The 13,878-nt window shown below is 66.0% G+C and carries 11 protein-coding genes; 5 read left to right on the top strand and 6 right to left on the bottom strand.

Annotated elements, in window-relative coordinates; all coding sequences use genetic code 11:
* Positions 1-12: 12 nt before the first annotated feature.
* Positions 13-327: an ATP-dependent Clp protease adapter ClpS gene (gene clpS / locus VMJ11_RS18935; protein WP_091996196.1), complete on the top strand. Its 315-nt coding sequence runs from the start codon at positions 13-15 to the stop codon at positions 325-327.
* Positions 324-2,615, top strand: a complete 2,292-nt coding sequence (gene clpA / locus VMJ11_RS18930) for an ATP-dependent Clp protease ATP-binding subunit ClpA (protein WP_325620921.1) — start codon at positions 324-326, stop codon at positions 2,613-2,615. The genes clpS and clpA overlap by 4 nt, the downstream gene beginning before the upstream one ends.
* Before the next feature lie 294 nt (positions 2,616-2,909).
* Here clpA and dut read toward each other — a convergent pair whose 3' ends face one another.
* From dut to VMJ11_RS18900, 6 genes are all read right to left on the bottom strand, one after another.
* Positions 2,910-3,356, bottom strand: coding sequence for a dUTP diphosphatase (gene dut / locus VMJ11_RS18925; protein ID WP_325620920.1), 447 nt, complete (start codon positions 3,354-3,356; stop codon positions 2,910-2,912).
* A gap of 54 nt (positions 3,357-3,410) precedes the next feature.
* Entirely contained in the window at positions 3,411-4,415 is a 1,005-nt protein-coding gene (locus VMJ11_RS18920; RefSeq protein WP_325620919.1) for an LLM class flavin-dependent oxidoreductase, read from the bottom strand.
* A 52-nt stretch (positions 4,416-4,467) separates the two neighbouring features.
* Positions 4,468-5,697 (bottom strand): bifunctional phosphopantothenoylcysteine decarboxylase/phosphopantothenate--cysteine ligase CoaBC, encoded by a 1,230-nt coding sequence (gene coaBC / locus VMJ11_RS18915; protein ID WP_325620918.1) that lies wholly within the window; start codon positions 5,695-5,697, stop codon positions 4,468-4,470.
* A gap of 134 nt (positions 5,698-5,831) precedes the next feature.
* On the bottom strand, positions 5,832-6,347 hold the full coding sequence (gene lspA / locus VMJ11_RS18910) for a signal peptidase II (protein ID WP_325620917.1): 516 nt from the start codon (positions 6,345-6,347) through the stop codon (positions 5,832-5,834).
* Positions 6,347-9,196, bottom strand: coding sequence for an isoleucine--tRNA ligase (ileS, locus tag VMJ11_RS18905; RefSeq protein WP_325620916.1), 2,850 nt, complete (start codon positions 9,194-9,196; stop codon positions 6,347-6,349). The genes lspA and ileS overlap by 1 nt, the downstream gene beginning before the upstream one ends.
* A 164-nt stretch (positions 9,197-9,360) precedes the next feature.
* Positions 9,361-10,356, bottom strand: a complete 996-nt coding sequence (locus VMJ11_RS18900) for a bifunctional riboflavin kinase/FAD synthetase (protein WP_325620915.1) — start codon at positions 10,354-10,356, stop codon at positions 9,361-9,363.
* Between the two features lie 188 nt (positions 10,357-10,544).
* On the opposite strand from VMJ11_RS18900, the gene purN reads away from it, so the two are divergent.
* From purN to VMJ11_RS18885, 3 genes are all read left to right on the top strand, one after another.
* On the top strand, positions 10,545-11,204 hold the full coding sequence (purN, locus tag VMJ11_RS18895) for a phosphoribosylglycinamide formyltransferase (protein WP_325620914.1): 660 nt from the start codon (positions 10,545-10,547) through the stop codon (positions 11,202-11,204).
* Positions 11,201-12,598, top strand: coding sequence for an RsmB/NOP family class I SAM-dependent RNA methyltransferase (locus tag VMJ11_RS18890; protein WP_325620913.1), 1,398 nt, complete (start codon positions 11,201-11,203; stop codon positions 12,596-12,598). Before purN ends, VMJ11_RS18890 begins: the two co-directional genes overlap by 4 nt.
* A 129-nt stretch (positions 12,599-12,727) precedes the next feature.
* Positions 12,728-13,878 (top strand): mechanosensitive ion channel family protein (locus VMJ11_RS18885; protein ID WP_325620912.1); only part of this gene is annotated, 1,151 nt, incomplete at its 3' end.

Genomic DNA, 13,878 nt, shown 5'->3' with positions numbered 1-13,878 from the left:
TAGAATGGGTGTATGGCGATTATCCCGGACAAGCAGGATTCAACCGTACTGGAGCGGCAGGAGCAAAAGGTCAAACCGCCCTCCATGTACAAGGTCGTGCTAATGAATGACGACTACACGCCGATGGAATTCGTCGTGATGATCGTGCAGGAGTATTTCAATAAAGACCGCGAGACCGCGACGCAGATCATGCTGAAGGTCCATCGCGAGGGCAGGGGAGTTTGTGGGGTCTATACGCGGGATATCGCGTCGACCAAGGTCGAGCAAGTCGTTACCCACGCACGGCAGGCCGGGCATCCGCTGCAGTGTGTGATGGAGGAAGCATGATTGCCCAGGAACTGGAAGTCAGCCTGCACATGGCGTTCATGGAAGCACGTCAGGCGCGGCACGAGTTCATCACGGTCGAGCATCTGCTCCTGGCGCTGTTGGACAATCCAACGGCGGCGGAAGTGTTGCGCGCGTGTGCCGCCAATATCGAAGACCTGCGCCAGAACCTGCGCAACTTCATTCACGACAACACCCCGACGGTTCCCGGCACGGATGACGTCGATACGCAGCCAACGCTCGGGTTCCAGCGAGTGATCCAGCGCGCGATCATGCACGTACAGTCGACCTCGAACGGCAAGAAGGAGGTGACGGGCGCGAACGTGCTGGTCGCCATCTTCGGCGAGAAGGATTCGCACGCGGTGTACTACCTGCAGCAGCAGGGCGTCACGCGTCTGGATGTCGTGAACTTCATTTCGCACGGCATTGCGAAGACGGGCAATGGCGAAGCCGCCAAGGCCAGCGACGCGAACGCCGAAGCCGAGGACGCCGCCGGCCAGAAAGAAACGCCGCTCGCCCAGTTCACGCAGAACCTGAACCAGATGGCGAAGGACGGCCGGATCGATCCGCTCATTGGCCGCGAACTGGAAGTCGAGCGCGTGGTGCAGGTGTTGTGCCGCCGTCGCAAGAACAATCCGCTGCTCGTGGGCGAGGCCGGCGTAGGCAAGACCGCGATCGCGGAAGGCCTCGCATGGCGCATCACGCGCGGCGAGGTGCCGGATATCCTCGCGGATGCCCAGGTGTACTCGCTCGACATGGGCGCGCTGCTCGCGGGCACGAAATATCGCGGCGACTTCGAGCAACGTCTGAAGACGGTGCTCAAGGAGCTCAAGGAGCGTCCGCACGCCATTCTGTTCATCGACGAGATTCACACGCTGATCGGCGCAGGCGCGGCATCGGGCGGTACGCTCGACGCGTCGAACCTGCTCAAGCCCGCGCTTTCGTCGGGCACGCTCAAGTGCATTGGCGCGACGACGTTCACGGAATACCGCGGCATCTTCGAAAAGGACGCGGCGCTGTCGCGGCGCTTCCAGAAGGTCGACGTGGTCGAGCCGACCGTCGAGCAGACGGTTGCGATCCTGCGCGGTTTGAAGTCGCGCTTCGAAGAGCATCACGGCGTGAAGTATTCGTCGGGCGCGCTGAATGCGGCGGCTGAGCTGTCGGCACGCTTCATCACGGATCGTCATTTGCCCGACAAGGCGATCGACGTGATCGACGAAGCCGGCGCGGCGCAGCGCATCCTGCCGAAGTCGAAGCAGAAGAAGACCATCGGCAAGAGCGAGATCGAAGAGATCATCTCGAAGATCGCACGCGTGCCGGCGCAAAGCGTTTCGCAGGACGATCGCAGCAAGCTGCAGACGCTCGACCGTGACCTCAAGGCCGTGGTGTTCGGCCAGGACCCGGCCATCGACGCGCTCTCGGCCTCGATCAAGATGGCGCGCGCGGGCCTCGGCAAGACAGACAAGCCGATCGGCTCGTTCCTGTTCTCCGGCCCGACCGGCGTCGGCAAGACCGAAGTGGCGCGCCAGCTTGCGTTCACGCTCGGCATCGAGCTGATCCGCTTCGACATGTCGGAGTATATGGAGCGCCATGCGGTGAGCCGCCTGATCGGCGCGCCGCCGGGCTATGTCGGGTTCGACCAGGGCGGTCTGCTCACCGAAGCCGTCACGAAGAAGCCGCATTGCGTGCTGCTGCTCGACGAAATCGAGAAGGCGCATCCGGACATCTTCAACGTGCTGCTGCAGGTGATGGACCACGGCACGCTGACCGACAACAACGGCCGCAAGGCGGACTTCCGCAACGTCATCATCATCATGACGACGAACGCGGGTGCCGAGGCCATGAACAAGTCGACGATCGGCTTTACGACCCGGCGCGAGCAGGGCGACGAAATGGCCGATATCAAGCGCCTGTTCACGCCCGAGTTCCGCAACCGGCTCGATGCGACGATCAGCTTCCGCTCGCTCGATGAGGAAATCATCATGCGTGTGGTCGACAAGTTCCTCATGCAACTGGAAGATCAATTGCACGAGAAGAAGGTCGATGCGGTCTTCACCGACGCCCTGCGCAAGCATCTCGCGAAGCACGGCTTCGACCCGCTCATGGGCGCGCGGCCAATGCAACGCCTGATCCAGGACACGATCCGCCGCGCGCTCGCCGACGAACTGCTGTTCGGCAAGCTCTTGAACGGCGGCCGCGTGACCGTGGACGTCGACGCGGAGGACAAGGTCCAGCTCACGTTCGACGAGCAGCCTGCGCCGCGCAACCCGGAAGCGGTGGAAGTGGAATAAGCGGCGGCGCGATACCGCGCATCCTGTCGCTGCAAGGCGGCGCAGTCCGAAAGGATTGCGCCGTTTTTGTTTGGCGTTCGATGCGAGGGCTTCGAATCGACAGGCGAGCTCCAGACAGATGTTGCGCCGTGCCCTGCCCACACGCCAGCGTTTCTCGAGGCGCCCGTAGTGCGCTATGGGCTGTCGTATCGCCGGCGCCTCGGCGCGGCACAACCAACTGAAGCCTCCGTCCAAAAGCAGAAAAGCACGCCTTGGCGTGCTTTTCCTGTTTCCGGCGGGAGCGCGCTGCGCAGGTCAATGCTTGCCCGTGCTGCCGAAGCCGCCCGCGCCGCGCTCGCTCGCCTCGAAGTCGTCGACTATGTTGAACTGCGCCTGTACGACCGGGACGATCACGAGCTGCGCGAGGCGCTCCAGCGGATTGAGCACGAATGTCGTATGGCCGCGGTTCCAGGTCGAGATCATCAGCTCGCCCTGGTAGTCGGAGTCGATCAGGCCGACGAGGTTGCCGAGCACGATGCCGTGCTTGTGGCCAAGTCCCGAGCGCGGCAGGATTAGCGCCGCGTAACCGGGATCGGCCACGTGGATAGCGAGGCCCGTCGGCACGAGTTTCGTTTCTCCCGGTTCGAGCGTAAGCGGTGCGTCGAGGCACGCGCGCAGGTCGAGGCCGGCGCTGCCCGGCGTTGCGTAGTGGGGCAGCTGGTCGCGCATGCGCTCGTTCAGGATCTTGATGTCGATTTTCATGAAGATTGCGTTGTGGGGCGGATTATCGGGTGAACTGGTGGGCGCATTGGTGGATCACGCGCGAGGCAGTTGAAACGCCTCAGCGAGAAGCTCATAGGAGCGCAGGCGCGCCTTGTAGCTGCCTGCGACGGTCAGCACGATGAGCTCGTCGGCGCGAAAGCGGTCCTTCAGCGCGAGAAGGCGCTCCGTGACACTCTCAGGAGTGCCGATGATACTGCGCGGCTTCTCGCGATCGATCACGATCTGTTCGCGCTCGCCATACTCCTGCGCGAGCCCCTGTTCGAGGCTTGGGATCGGCGCGTTCAGGCCGTAGGCCATCTGCACACGGCGCAGGTCGACGGCTTTTTCGAGGTCCGCGGCTGCGGCTTCGGTGTCGGCACAAATCGCGAACACGGCGCACGCGAGATACGGCTTCGCTTCATGGGCCGCCTTGAAGCGGTCACGATACGCGGTGGCAACGAGATGCCCGAAATGCGCATTGATGAAATGCGCAAACGAGAAGCGCAGCCCGAGCTGCGCAGCGAGCATGCCGCCGAAGTCGCTCGAGCCGAGCACCCAGAGCTGCGGGCGTGTGTCGATCTGTGGCTGCAGCACGACGTCGTGCGCAAGGTGGTCGGCGGGGAGCGTGCCGTCCATCAGTCCGACGAGATCCTGCACCTGCTGCGTGAACTGGTCGCCGCGGTTGTACATGCCCGCGGCCACGGCTTGCGCAGTGCGCATGTCGCCACCGGGCGCGCGTCCGACGCCAAGGTCGACGCGCCCCGGAAAAAGCGCTTCGAGCATCATGAACTGTTCGGCGACCTTGAACGGGCTGTAGTAGGGCAGCATGATGCCGCCCGAGCCGATGCGGATGCGTTTCGTCACGCTGCCGAGCCGCGCGAGCATGACTTCGGGGCAGGGGTTGCAGACGCCCAGCAGGCCGTGATGCTCGGCGCACCAGTAGCGCGTGTAGCCCAGGTCGTCGGCGAGCTGCGCGAGCTCGATGGTGGCGGCGATGGCGTCCGCCGCGGTGTGCCCGGTGATCACGGGCGACTGGTCCAGTACGGAAAGCAGTGTCATGGCAGTACTGCTCCTTGACTACGTTCGCGGGCGCCGCACGCCGGCGCACGCGTCACGAGATGATGCTCTGGTCCGGCAGACGCCGCGCGATCTCCGCGACGAGCGTCTGCGCGAGTGCCTGCTTGGCCGCGCGCGGCAGCGGCGTGCGGCGGCCCGCCTCGAACAGCACGACTTCGTTGTCGTCCTGGCCGAAGGTGAGCGGTCCGAGATTGCCGATCAGCAGCGGCACGTTCTTGCGAGCGCGTTTTTCCTCGCCGTGCACATCGAGGTTGCCGCTTTCGGCCGCGAAGCCCACGCAGTACGGCGCATTCGGCATGGCCGCCACCGAGGCGAGGATGTCCGGGTTCTCGACGAAATTGAACACGGGCATGCGGTGCTCGGCCGTCTTCTTGATCTTGTGCTCGGCGACATGATCGACACGCCAGTCGGCGACCGCCGCCACGCCGATGAACACATCGGCGTCCGGCGCGGCGCGCATCACCGCGTCGTACATCTGCTGCGCGGTCTGCACGTCCTCGCGATACACGCCCCAAGGCGTTTCCAGCGCGACCGGCCCGGCGACCAGGTGCACCTCGGCGCCGGCCTGCTGCGCGGCGCGCGCAAGCGCGAAGCCCATCTTGCCGCTCGAGCGGTTGGTGATGCCGCGCACCGGATCGAGTGGCTCGAACGTCGGGCCGGCGGTGATCAGCAGCTTGCGGCCCGCGAGCACCTTCGGCGCGAAGAACGAGACGATCGCCTCATACACGGCCTCGGGCTCCAGCATGCGACCGTCGCCGATCTCGCCGCACGCTTGCGGGCCGGAATCGGGGCCGAGCGTATCGATGCCGTCCGCGCGGATCTGCGCGACGTTGCGCTGTGTGGCCGGGTTGTTCCACATCTGCCGGTTCATTGCCGGTACGACCAGCAGCGGACAGTCGCGCGCCACGCACAGCGTGGAGAGCAGGTCGTCGGCGAAACCGTTGGCGAGCTTGGCGAGGAAGTCGGTGGAGGCGGGCGCGATGATGATGGCGTCCGCTTCGCGCGAGAGGTCGATGTGCGCCATGTTGTTGGGCACACGGCCGTCCCACTGGCTCGAATAGACGGGGCGGCCCGAGAGCGCCTGCATCGTGACCGGCGTGATGAACTGCGTGGCCGCCTCGGTCATCACGACCTGTACGGTCGCGCCGGCTTTCGTCAGCAGGCGCGTGAGTTCGGCGATCTTGTAGCAGGCAATGCCGCCCGTCATGCCGAGCACCAGGTGGCGGCCGCCAAGCTCGCCTGGATTCGCAGCGGAGGTGTTCAAGTCAAGTTCTCCTGTCGATGGGGCCTGGCGCTTTAGCCGTCGGCCGGAGTCAGTGCTTTGGCAATGCCTCCGGGCCCATGCAACGCACCGGGTCCCATCCCTTGCAACGTCGTTGCGCGACGACGCCTGAGCCTTTAGTGCGTGCGGCGCACGCGCCGCAATTCGTCGAACACCAGCAGCACCGCGCCGACGGTGATCGCGCTGTCGGCGAGGTTGAACGCCGGCCAGTGCCACCCGCCCGCGTGGAAGTCGAGAAAGTCGATCACGTGGCCGTACATCAGGCGGTCGAGCACATTGCCGAGCGCACCGCCCATGATCAGCGCGAGCGCCGTGCAGAAAAGGCGCTGCCCGCTGTGGCGCTTGAGCAGATAGCAGATCACGAGCGCCGCGACCACGCCGAGCGCCGTGAACGCCCAGCGCTGCCAGCCGCCCGCCGCGGCGAGAAAGCTGAACGCCGCGCCCTTGTTGTAGACGAGCACGAGATTGAAGAACGGCGTGATCGCACGGCCTTCGCCATAGCTGAAGATCTTGGCGATGGCGATTTTCGTGAGCTGGTCGGCGAGGATCACGATCACCGCTACCCCCAGCCACGGCGCGAGCGTGCCGCCCGTGCCGCCGGAGCGGGACTGCTTCGGCAGGGTCTTCGCCATTATGCCGCGCTCCGTTTCTCGCCGTCACCGAACAGATTCACGACACAGCGGCCGCACAGGCCCGGATGCTCCGCATTCTGGCCCACGTCCTCGCGGTAGTGCCAGCAGCGCTCGCACTTGAGGTACTTCGAGGTGACCACTTCGACGCCTTCTTCGGCTTCGCTCTCGACCTTGACGACTTCCGCCGCCGAGGTGATGAGCACGAACTTCAGGTCGTCGCCGAGGGTGGCCAGCGCGTCGTAACGCGCGCCGCTCGCGAGAATGCGCACTTCGGCCTGCAGCGACGAGCCGATCTGGTTCGCCACGCGCGCCTCTTCGAGCGCCTTCGTCACGTTGCCGCGCACGTCGCGCAGGAGCGTCCATTTGGCGATCAATGCCTCGGCCTGAGCGATGTCCGGGAACGCATGGAACGTCTCGGTGAAGATCGTCTCGCTTTGCGGCTGGAACACCTTCCACGCTTCTTCGGCCGTGAACGAGAGGAACGGCGCGAGGATGCGCAGCAGGCTGTGCGTGATGTGGTGCAGGGCGGTCTGCGCGGCGCGGCGGGCCTTCGAGTCCGGCGCGCTCGTATAGAGGCGGTCTTTCAGCACGTCCAGATAGAAGCCGCCCAGGTCCTCCGAGCAGAACGTCTGCAGCTTCGCCACGACCGGGTGGAACTCGTAGCGGTCGTAGTGCGCGAGCACGTCGTTTTGCAGCGTGTGCGTGAGTGCCACGGCGTAGCGGTCCATTTCGAGCCATTCGCTCGCGGGCAGCGCGTGCTTGCCGACGTCGAAGTCCGAGAGGTTCGAGAGCAGGAAGCGCAGCGTGTTGCGGATGCGGCGATAGCTCTCCGTCACGCGCTTGAGGATCTCTTCCGAGATGGCGAGCTCGCCCGAGTAGTCGGTCGAGGCAATCCACAGACGGATGATTTCCGCGCCCAGACGGTTCGCCACCTCATGCGGATCGACGCCATTGCCGAGCGACTTCGACATCTTGCGGCCTTCGCCGTCGACGGTGAAGCCGTGAGTGAGCAGCGCGTCGTAGGGCGGGCGGCCGTCGAGCATCGAAGCCGTCAGCAGCGAAGAGTGGAACCAGCCGCGGTGCTGGTCCGAGCCTTCCAGATACAGGTCGGCGGGGAACTGGAGTTCATCCTTGTGCGAGCCGCGCAGCACGTGCCAGTGCGTCGTGCCCGAGTCGAACCACACGTCGAGCGTGTCGCGGTTCTTCTCGTACAGGTTGGCGTCGTCGCCGATCAGCTCGCGCGCATCGAGCGTCTGCCATGCCTCGATGCCTTCCTTCTCGACGCGCTGCGCAACCTGTTCGAGCAGTTCCAGCGTGCGCGGATGCAGCTCGCCCGTTTCCTTGTGCACGAAGAACGCCATCGGCACGCCCCATTGGCGCTGGCGCGAGAGCGTCCAGTCGGGGCGGTTGGCGATCATCGAATAAAGGCGCTGCTTGCCCCACGACGGATAGAACGCCGTCGCCTCGATGCCTTCGAGCGCGGTTTCGCGCAGGGTCTTGCCGCCGTCCGCAGGCTGAACGTCCATGCCCGCGAACCACTGCGAGGTCGCGCGGTAGATGATCGGCGTCTTGTGGCGCCAGCAATGCATGTAGCTGTGCAGGTACTTCTCGCTGCGCAGCAGCGTGCCGGCGGCGTCGAGCGCGTCGACGATCTTCGGGTTCGCGCTCCAGATCGTGAGGCCGCCGAAGAGCGGCAGCGATTCGATATAGCGGCCGTCGCCCATCACCGGGTTCAGGATGTCGGAGTCCGCCATGTCGTGGGCCTTGCACGACACGAAGTCTTCCACGCCGTAGGCGGGCGCCGAGTGCACGATGCCCGTGCCGGTGTCGGTCGTGACGTAGTCGCCGAGGTAGACGGGCGAGGTGCGCTTGTAGCCCGGGTGCGCCGAGGCGAGCGGGTGGTTGAAGCGCAGCAGGTTCAGCTTCTCGCCCTTGGTCGTCGCGACGACCTTGCCGTCGAGCCCGAATTCCTTCATGCACGCTTCGACGCGCTCTTCGGCGAGGATCAGCAGGCCGCGCTGCGTGTCGACGAGCGCGTATGTGATCTCCGGATGCACGTTGAGCGCCTGGTTTGACGGGATCGTCCAGGGCGTGGTGGTCCAGATCACGATGCCGCCTTCCTCGCGCGGCAGCGCGGTCAGGCCGAACGCGGCTGCCGTTTCAGCCGGCTGCGCGAACGGGAACAGCACGTCGATGGTCGGATCGGTCTTGTCCTTGTACTCGACTTCAGCCTCGGCGAGCGCCGAGCCGCAGTCGAAGCACCAGTTCACGGGCTTCAGGCCCCGGAACACATAACCCTTCTCCATGATCTTCGCGAGTGCGCGAATTTCGTTCGCCTCGTTCACGAAGTTCATGGTCTTGTACGGGTTGTCCCAGTCGCCGAGCACGCCGAGGCGCTTGAAGCCGGTCTTCTGCGTCTCGATCTGGCCGGCCGCGTACTCGCGCGCCTTCTGCATCACTTCCTGGGCGGGCAGCGATTTGCCGAACTGCTTTTCGATCTGGATTTCGATCGGCATGCCGTGGCAGTCCCAGCCCGGCACGTAGACCGCGTCGAAGCCCGCGAGGTTGCGCGCCTTGACGATCATGTCCTTCAGGATCTTGTTCACCGCGTGGCCGAGGTGGATGTCGCCGTTCGCATACGGCGGGCCGTCGTGCAGGATGAACTTCTTGCGGCCCTTCGAGGCCGCGCGGATCTTCTCGTAGACCTTCTTCTCTTCCCATTCCTTGACCCATTGCGGCTCGCGTTTGGGCAGGTCGCCACGCATCGGGAACGGGGTGTCGAGCAGGTTGACGGGGTACTTCGATTCGGACTTTTGCGGCTTGCCGGAGGGTGCTTTCTTGTCGCTCATGGTGAGATCACGTGGAATTCGGGGGATGCATGGCGTCAGCGTTGCGGCCGATGGCGCGCCGCCGCCGCCTCGAGCGCTCACGTGCGGCGTGTGCCGTGCGCGGCGCCTTGGGGCGCAGCAGCCCGCGCGGCGCGGGCTTCACGCCTGCGCACGCGGGCCGCGGGTCACCTAATTCGGTCGGTGGCCGAGGTGGCGAAGCCCGTGGAGCGGCTGCCGGCCACATCGGCGCCCGCGGCGGCGAACCAGGCGCGGCTGTTCGCCACGTCGCGTGCAATCGCGGCGGTGAGCGTTTCGAGGTCGGCGAACTTCTCCTCGTCACGCAGCTTCTTGAGGAATTCGACGCGCACGAGCTTGCCGTAGGCGTCGCCGTGCCAGTCGAGCAGATGCACTTCGAGCAGCACGCGGCCCGAATCGTCGACGGTCGGGCGCAGGCCGAGGCTCGCTACGCCCGGCAGCGGGTGCTCGGCAATGCCATGCACCTGCACGACGAAGATGCCCGCGAGCGCCGGCCGCTTGTGGCCGATCCGCAGGTTCAGCGTGGGAAAGCCGAGGTCGCGGCCGAGCTTCAGTCCGTGCGTGACGTGCGCGCTAATCTGATAGCCGCGGCCGAGCGCGGCGCGCGCGGCGTCGAGGTCGCCCGCGTGCAGCTGCGCGCGCACAGCGGAGCTGGAAATGCGCGTGCCCGATGGGTCGGCCACGGTCGCCATTTGCTCGACTTCGAAGCCGTGCTGCTGGCCGGCCGCCTGCAGCGAGGCGAAATCGCCCGCGCGCTTCGCGCCGTAGCGGAAGTCGTCGCCGATCATCATCCAGCGCGCGTGCAGGCCGCCCACGATGATGCGCTCGACGAAAGTCTCGGGCGACTGGCTCGCGAAAGTGTGGTTGAAGTGCTCGACCACGACGCGGTCCACGCCGTTCTCGCGCAGGGCTTCGAGCTTGTCGCGCAGCATCGCGATGCGCGGCGGTGCGCCAGCCGGGTTGAAGAACTCGCGCGGATGCGGCTCGAAGGTCATCACGCACACGGGCAGGCCGCGCGCGTCGGCCGCCGCGCGCACGCGCGCGAGCAACGCCTGATGTCCGCGGTGGACACCGTCGAAGTTGCCGATGGTGAGCGCACAGGGCGCCCGGCTTTCGGCGTTGGGAAGACCGCGGAAGACTCTCACAATAGCGGAACCTGGAGGAACCTCGAAAAGCACGCGCCCGGGCGCGCAGGGTAAGACCGGTTGATTTGACCATCGCGGTGGCCACAAAACGGCCGTGGACCGCGACGAAACAGAAGATTATAAACGCACGAGACGGCAATCGCCGCCGCGCGAGCGTCGGGCCCGGTGCCCGATGATAAAATCCGCGGATGAAAAATCTCGTCATTCTGATTTCGGGACGGGGCAGCAACATGGAAGCCATCGTGCGCGCCTGCGCGAACGAAGCTTGGGGCGCGCGCATCGCCGCCGTGATTGCCAACCGCCCCGACGCCGCAGGCCTTGCCTTCGCGGCCTCGCATGGCATCGCGACAGCGGTCGTCGATCATCGCCAGTTTCCCGATCGCACCAGCTTCGATACGGCGCTTGCTCAAGTCATCGACGGCCACGCGCCGGACCTCGTCTTGCTGGCGGGCTTCATGCGCGTGCTGACCGAATCGTTCGTTGGCCATTATTCGGGTCGGATGCTAAATATCCATCCTTCGCTGCTGCCGAGCTTTCCGGGGCTCAAGACGCACCAGCAGGCGCTCGACGCGGGCTGCCGCGTGCATGGCGCGACGGTGCACTTCGTCACGCCCACGCTCGATCATGGCCCCATCGTCGCGCAGTCGGTGGTGCCCGTGCGCGCGGGCGACGACGCCGCGGCGCTCGCCGCGCGCGTGCTCAAGACCGAACATGTGATGTACCCGCGCGCGGTGCGCTGGTTCGTCGAAGGGCGCCTCGCGCTCGAGGGCGAACGCGTGACGCTCACGCCGGCCGAGCCGCAGTGGCTCTTCTTTGACGACTCGCAAGCCGCCGGGGAGGGCGCATGAGACTACATGGTTTTCTAATCGGACAAACGGAGACGTTGCTCGCCGACGTCCTCAAGTTCACGGGTCCCGCCGACGCGGTGACGAGCCGCTTCTTCCGCGAGCACCCGAAGCTCGGCCACACGGAGCGCGGCGTGATCGCCGAGGCCGTGTTCGCCGTGCTGCGCCGGCGCATGGAGTTCGCGCATCTCGCCGAGAGCGGCACGGGCAGCCCGACGCGCCGCCTCACGCTGCTCGGCCTGATGGCGACGGCGGGCCGCTCGGCGATCCGTCCGTTCGTGTCCGACGCCGAGGCGAGCTGGCTCGAGCATGTATCGAAGATCGACCCGGCGAGCCTGCCGCAGCGCGTGCAGCTCAACCTGCCCGAGTGGATCGTGAAGGCGCTCGAAACGCGCTTCGAGACCGCCGAGATCGCGCAGCTCGCCGCCGCGCTTAACTATCCGGCGCCGTTGGATTTACGTGCAAATCCGGTCAAGGCGAATCGCGACGAAGTGGTGCGCGCGCTGTCTGAAGCGGGCATCGAAGCGGGCGAAACGCCGTTCGCGCCGTTCGGCGTGCGGGTGACGGGCAAGCCCGCGCTGGCGAAGCTCGACGTGTTCAAGGAAGGTTGGTTCGAGGTGCAGGACGAAGGCAGCCAGTTGCTGTGCACGCTGCTCGCGCCGCGCCGTGGAGAGATGGTGGTGGACTTCTGCGCAGGCGCAGGCGGCAAGACGCTGGCGCTCGGCGCGATGATGCGCTCGTCCGGCCGCCTCTACGCGTTCGACGTGTCCGAGAAGCGTCTTGCCAAGCTCAAGCCGCGCCTTGCGCGCAGCGGCCTTTCCAACGTCAACCCGGTGCTGATCGACAGCGAGCATGACGCCAAGATCAAGCGCCTGATCGGCAAGATCGACCGCGTGCTCGTGGACGCGCCGTGCTCCGGCCTCGGCACCTTGCGCCGCAACCCCGACCTCAAGTGGCGCCAGACGCCGGAGTCGGTGGCCGAGCTCGCGCCCAAGCAACTGTCGATTCTTACGAGCGCGGCGCGGCTGCTCAAGCGCGGCGGCCGTCTCGTCTATGCGACCTGCAGCATTCTCGAAGCGGAGAACGAGGCGGTCGTGAAGCAGTTCCTCGAAGCGCACCCCGAGTTCGTGCTGGTGAGTGCGCGCGACGCGCTCGCCGAGCAGCGCGTGGGCCTCGACACGGGCGAGTACCTCTCGCTGTGGCCGCACCGTCACGCCACCGACGGCTTCTTCGCCGCCGTGCTGGAGCGCCGCGGCGAGGCGAAGCCGAAGACGAAGGCGGCGGGTGCGCAGACCACGCCAGAGGAAGCTTCGGCCGCGCAGGAGGCGGCCGACGCTATCGCGCGGGCGCAGCAGCCCGAGGCGACCGAACCGGACTCGACGCGAACGCAGCAGTAAGCGTCGCGGCGTCGGAGGCCTGAACAGCGCGGGGCCGTCGGGCGTGAGCCAGGCGGCCCCGCGCTGCATTTGAAGCATTTGCATCGTTCGCAATCGAATCACACTCGACTCATCGACTCACAATCGGCCATGTTCGAAAACCGTTTGTTTTCTCAAACGCTGGGCGGCGTGACCCGCGACTTCGGCCAGCCGGTCATGCTGTGGCAGGCTGGCGTGCTGCTGTTCGCGCTGGCGCTCGCGTGGCTCCTTTCGCGGCTCCTGCGCCGCGCGCTCGAAGCGCGCCGGCAGACCCGCTACGAAAGCCTGCGCTTCGGCGCGGAAAGCCTCAGCAAGGCGTTTTTTCCTCTGATCGGCGCGCTGTGCGTCTGGGCCGCGCGCGAGATCGCGCGCAACTTCATCCACACGTCGCTGCTCAATCTCGCGCTCGTGCCGCTCCTCGGCATCGGGCTCATCTATATCGCGTTCTTCTTTGCTCGGCGCGTGTTCGGGCGCAACGGCGAGACGCACGCCTGGCTCTCTATCGTCGAGAAGGTGGTTTCACTGATCGTCTGGGTCGCCATGCTGCTGACGGTGCTCGGCATTCAGGACGACGTGCTCGACTGGATGGGGAGCGTGCGCTTTCGCATCGGCACGACGCACGTGAGCCTGCTCTCGCTTTCCAGCGGCGCGCTGTGGGTGTGCGTGACCATGGTCGTGGCGATCTGGGCCGGCGCGGTGCTCGAAGAGCGTCTCATGCGCGCGACCACCCTCGACGCCAACCTGCGCGTCGTGCTCGCGCGCGTGGGCCGCGCGCTGCTCGTGTTCGCGGCGGTGCTGTTCAGCCTCTCGATCGTCGGCATCGACATCACGGTGCTCGGCGTGTTTGGCGGCGCGCTGGGGGTGGGGCTCGGCTTCGGGCTGCAGAAGATCGCGAGCAACTATGTCTCCGGCTTCATCATCCTGATCGACCGCTCGCTGCGCCTTGGGGACACGATCAACGTGGCTGGCCTCGCGGGCAAAGTCACGCAGATCCGCACGCGCTACACGGTCGTGCGCGGGCTCGACGGCGTGGAGACGCTGATTCCGAACGAGAAGCTCATCACCGACGTGGTGCAGAACCAGTCGTCCTACCTCACGCGCGGCTACGCGAAGGCGACCGTGCAGGTGGCGTACGACACGGACCTCGATCAGGCAATGGCGCTGCTCGCCCGCGCGGCCGAAGGGGTGGAGCGCGTGCTCACCGATCCGGCTCCGACCCCGTATCTCGCGGGCTTCGGCTCGGACGGCATCAATCTGGAGCT

It is taken from the genome of Paraburkholderia sp. (assembly GCF_035501035.1).
GTDB lineage: Bacteria > Pseudomonadota > Gammaproteobacteria > Burkholderiales > Burkholderiaceae > Paraburkholderia.
Note: the sequence above shows the minus strand (reverse complement) of the source record. Positions and strands in the feature narration are given on the sequence as shown.

Coding starts and splice junctions, on each gene's coding strand:
- VMJ11_RS18890 (WP_325620913.1), top strand. CDS start 11,201: ATGAGACTACATGGTTTTCTAATCGGACAAACGGAGACGTTGCTCGCC.
- clpS (WP_091996196.1), top strand. CDS start 13: ATGGCGATTATCCCGGACAAGCAGGATTCAACCGTACTGGAGCGGCAG.
- lspA (WP_325620917.1), bottom strand. CDS start 6,347: ATGGCGAAGACCCTGCCGAAGCAGTCCCGCTCCGGCGGCACGGGCGGC.
- purN (WP_325620914.1), top strand. CDS start 10,545: ATGAAAAATCTCGTCATTCTGATTTCGGGACGGGGCAGCAACATGGAA.
- dut (WP_325620920.1), bottom strand. CDS start 3,356: ATGAAAATCGACATCAAGATCCTGAACGAGCGCATGCGCGACCAGCTG.
- VMJ11_RS18920 (WP_325620919.1), bottom strand. CDS start 4,415: ATGACACTGCTTTCCGTACTGGACCAGTCGCCCGTGATCACCGGGCAC.
- clpA (WP_325620921.1), top strand. CDS start 324: ATGATTGCCCAGGAACTGGAAGTCAGCCTGCACATGGCGTTCATGGAA.
- ileS (WP_325620916.1), bottom strand. CDS start 9,196: ATGAGCGACAAGAAAGCACCCTCCGGCAAGCCGCAAAAGTCCGAATCG.